The organism is Mesorhizobium sp. M1163, from assembly GCF_040318415.1.
Classification (GTDB): Bacteria; Pseudomonadota; Alphaproteobacteria; order Rhizobiales; family Rhizobiaceae; genus Mesorhizobium.
Window position 1 is genome coordinate 1 of sequence record NZ_JAMYMF010000097.1, and the last position, 2,068, is coordinate 2,068.

Sequence of the window (2,068 nt, forward strand, 5' to 3'; positions counted from 1 at the left end):
GCTTCAGTCATGCCATTTTGCCCCCGGGCGAACACAAACATTCCAACGATTATGGTGGCTGAGAAATTAGCCGACACAGTCTTGAAGGAAAGCCGGAAAGGCTAAATGCGATCGTCGGCGCCCGATCTACCTTTGCTGCCGGCAAAATTTTGACGGCGAATGGATGCATTTCGGCTCGCGTCCGGCGGACCAGTAGCGGACCGGCGACGGGGGAATTCGCCGGGTGTTCGTGCTAGAGCACGTCCGGTTTAATCCGGGTCATAGCCTGCGGCCTTGAAGTAGTTCTGGCATTCGGCTGGGGTGAAGAGGTCAACGAGCGATCCGACGGCGTTCCACAGGGCTGTGATTGTCCTTTCGGCTTTGGCTCGCATAAGAGCCTTGAGTTTTGAGAATGCGTTTTCGATCGGATTGAAATCGGGGCTGTAGGGCGGCAGGAACATGAGCCTCGCGCCGGTCGTCTCGATCGCCTCTCGCACGCCGGCCGCCTTGTGGGCAGGCAGGTTGATGGGGTTGTCTAATCGCGGTGGGGACGTCAAGTATCTTCGCGCTTGGAGATGCGTTGGCCGGGTACACGGTTGTCTTCGCGGTCAACATCGGTCGCCGCATGATGGAGCTTCGCGGGACGAGCCTTCAATGTGGACGACGCACTTTGCTGAGTCAGCGGTGCAACCCCATCAGCGGAATGGCTCGGCTCACGTCCCGGCAGGGACGCCTCAGGCGTTCAGATTCTGAACGCTATCCGGATTTACGCTGTGGCTCCTGCATTCGGATCAAAGAGCTCGCCGGTTTTAAGCATCGAATGCATAATCACCGCCAGTTTGCGCGCCACAGCCACGGCAGCTCATTTGAAGCCGATCCTCTCCCGGAGCTGGAGACCCCATGTCCGCAGGGTGCTCTCGGTTGAGTTACGCGTCAGAATAACCGACGCCGCTTCGTAGATAAGCCCTCGCAAATGGCGGTCGCCGCGTCGGGAAATATGGCCGTCATAATCGACTTCTCCGGATTGGTAGCGGCGCGTCGTTAGGCCTATCCAGGCGCCAACAGATCGGGACGTCTTGAAGTTGCCCGGATCTTCAATGGCAGTGGCGAACGAGGTTGCGGTGATGGCGCCGATGCCAGGGATCGACATGAGCATGCGGCATGCCTGGCTCTGACGTGCATCTGCGACGAGCTGGCGCCCAAGCTCGGCGGCACGGATGCGAATGCCGCGCCAGGCCTCCAACATCGGCAGCACGATGAGAGCAAGTTCCTCGTGATCGATAAGAAGGCGCCGAACGTTCTTCTCGAACGTGGTTCCCTTACCTGCAGGAACGAGCAGCCCGAACGTTTTCATGATTCCACGAATCTGGTTGGAGAGTTCGGTGGTGATCCGGACCAGCCGGGTTGTGCCGCCACGAGCGTGCGGGTCAGCATGCTGTCAAATCCTTTCACCCGCACCTCACGGAAGAATCCCACCTCTGCAAGATGCGCCAGACCGTCGGCGTCGTTCGCGTCGGTCTTATTCGGCGCCATATCGAGCGCAGCTTTGGCATGGCGAGCATCGATGCAGATCGCTGGCACCCTTTCTGCGCGTAGCGAGTGATAGAACCAGACGGAAAGGGGTCCAGTCTCGAACACCACGCGTTTGGCGGCTGGCGCCCGCTTGCGGATAAGCTCGGCAATGATCTTTGGATCAGAGGCGCACTTCCCGCGCCAGACGCGCTTGCCTTCACGTCGGATCGACACCGCTGTCTCTTTCATCGACACGTCGAGACCGATATATTCTTCCATGGCTGTTCTCCATCAGATGCTTGGGCCCGGCGTCAGGTCGTGAGCCCGTATTTCCATCTTATCGGGGAACAGCCACCTTCCAAAGATATGATTGGTTTCAGGGCGACTCGCTCCCGCGATTACCCCATGTGGATGCCAGCCTTCTCCGGCGGCATCGCGATGTGCCAAGTTTGTTGTGTTAGAGCCACGCAAAGGAGAGGCAGGCATCCATGGAAAGGTTACCATCATCGGGGTCGATCTGGCAAAGAACGTCTTTCAACTGCACGGGGCGGCAGCTGACGGATCAGTCGTATTTCGC

At 58.7% G+C, this 2,068-nt stretch carries 2 pseudogenes; both read right to left on the bottom strand.

The annotated features are described in order from the left end of the window. Window positions 1-248 precede the first annotated feature (248 nt). Window positions 249-503: pseudogene (locus NKH43_RS35155) on the bottom strand (transposase); the annotation flags it as partial. A 242-nt stretch (window positions 504-745) separates the two neighbouring features. Next, window positions 746-1,770: pseudogene (locus NKH43_RS35160) on the bottom strand (IS110 family RNA-guided transposase). Between the last annotated feature and the right edge of the window lie 298 nt (window positions 1,771-2,068).